The sequence below is a fragment of the Actinoplanes rectilineatus genome (assembly GCF_000962825.1).
Classification (GTDB): Bacteria; Actinomycetota; Actinomycetes; order Mycobacteriales; family Micromonosporaceae; genus Actinoplanes; species Actinoplanes rectilineatus.
This window is the reverse complement of sequence record NZ_JZKF01000205.1, coordinates 1-1,212: the sequence shown is the minus strand read 5'-3', so window position 1 is coordinate 1,212 and position 1,212 is coordinate 1. Positions and strand designations below refer to the sequence as shown.

The 1,212-nt window shown below is 67.5% G+C and carries 2 protein-coding genes; one reads left to right on the top strand and one right to left on the bottom strand.

The features are described 5' to 3' along the window. Nucleotides 1–115: 115 nt before the first annotated feature. Nucleotides 116–571, bottom strand: a complete 456-nt coding sequence (locus tag WH85_RS46100; protein WP_045748570.1) for an ATP-binding protein — start codon at nt 569–571, stop codon at nt 116–118. A 329-nt stretch (nt 572–900) separates the two neighbouring features. Between WH85_RS46100 and WH85_RS46095 the strand changes: the two genes are divergently transcribed. Further along, nucleotides 901–1,212, top strand: a 312-nt coding sequence (locus WH85_RS46095) for a sigma factor (RefSeq protein ID WP_045748569.1), incomplete at its 3' end; no start/stop codon positions are given.

Sequence of the window (1,212 nt, the reverse complement as noted above, 5' to 3'; positions counted from 1 at the left end):
ACGCCAAATCGGCCCCCTCCCCCGAGCGAAACGGCTGTGACCAGCGCGTTTCGAGATCATTAGTGAGAGGGAATTACATTCACGAGATCGCGCAATCACCGAACGTCACGAACAGTCAGAACTTTTTCGCGCGGGCGGTGAATCGGACCGGCGGGACGGCCGGGAAGCTGGCCCACACGTGCTTGGTCCGGTCGGTCTTGTACCAACCCACGTCGACCGCGAACGTCCGCGTTAGAAGAAGGCCGAGACCGCCGCGGCCGGGCGGGCGGTCCGGGTCGAGCCGGGGCGCCGCCTGGACGTCGTGGTCCGCGCAGTCCAGCACGAAGCGGTCGTCGACGCGGAGAAGGCGGATCACTGTCGGCGGGAGCCCGTGGCGCAACGCGTTGGTCGCGAGCTCGGTGGCGACGACCGCCATCCGGTCGGCCAGGTCACCCAGATCCGCGGACGAGACTTCCACGACGGCCTCCCGCAACTCGGCCCGGAGGTCGCGCAGACCCTGATAACCGTCGAGCGTCCAGCCGCGAAGCTCGAGGGCCCCGGGAAGCGGCGCTGAGGTGGGCAGCGCGGTCATGACGTCCATCTTGCCCGCCACACCGGGGAAATCACTGGGCCGGACGGTTGACCCCTGAAGCGGTGTCCCGGCTGGGCCAAACACCAGGTGGCACCGCAGGTGAGCCAAAGACGATATCCCTTTTCGAGTGGTTTGGCACGTTAAAGGCATCGTACTTTCGGCTAGTCTTCTCTCGACCTGTCGGATAGAGTCCCTGTAACCGAACGGCCCACTGCGTCTTGTGGTGGGAAACAACCGCCGCGTCACGGATACGGATTTGGACGCCCGACCGACCGGGTCCCGCACTCAGGGACCGGCTCTCCGGTCAGGTGCCAGGGAGGACCAGAACCATGACTGTTACCGAGACCGCCACGGAAGCGCCGTCGAAGACCACTACGGCGGTGCCGTCGAAGACCGCCCGCAGCGCCGAGGCTCCGGTCGACAGCGCTGCTGAGCTGCTCGGCGCGATGGCCGCCATGCCGGTGGGTCACCCGTCCCGCGCTTCGCTGCGTGACCAGGCGATCGAGGCCTGGCTGCCGCTGGCCCGGCATCTCGCGCACCGCTACTCCGGTCGCGGCGAGCCCACCGACGACCTCGTCCAGACCGCCACCGTCGGCCTGATCAAGGCGGTCGACAAGTTCGACCCCGAGCGCGGTGTCGAC

What these genes read in the sequence shown, in the direction of transcription:
- WH85_RS46100 (WP_045748570.1), bottom strand. Translation starts at nt 571, where the DNA reads ATGACCGCGCTGCCCACCTCAGCGCCGCTTCCCGGGGCCCTCGAGCTT.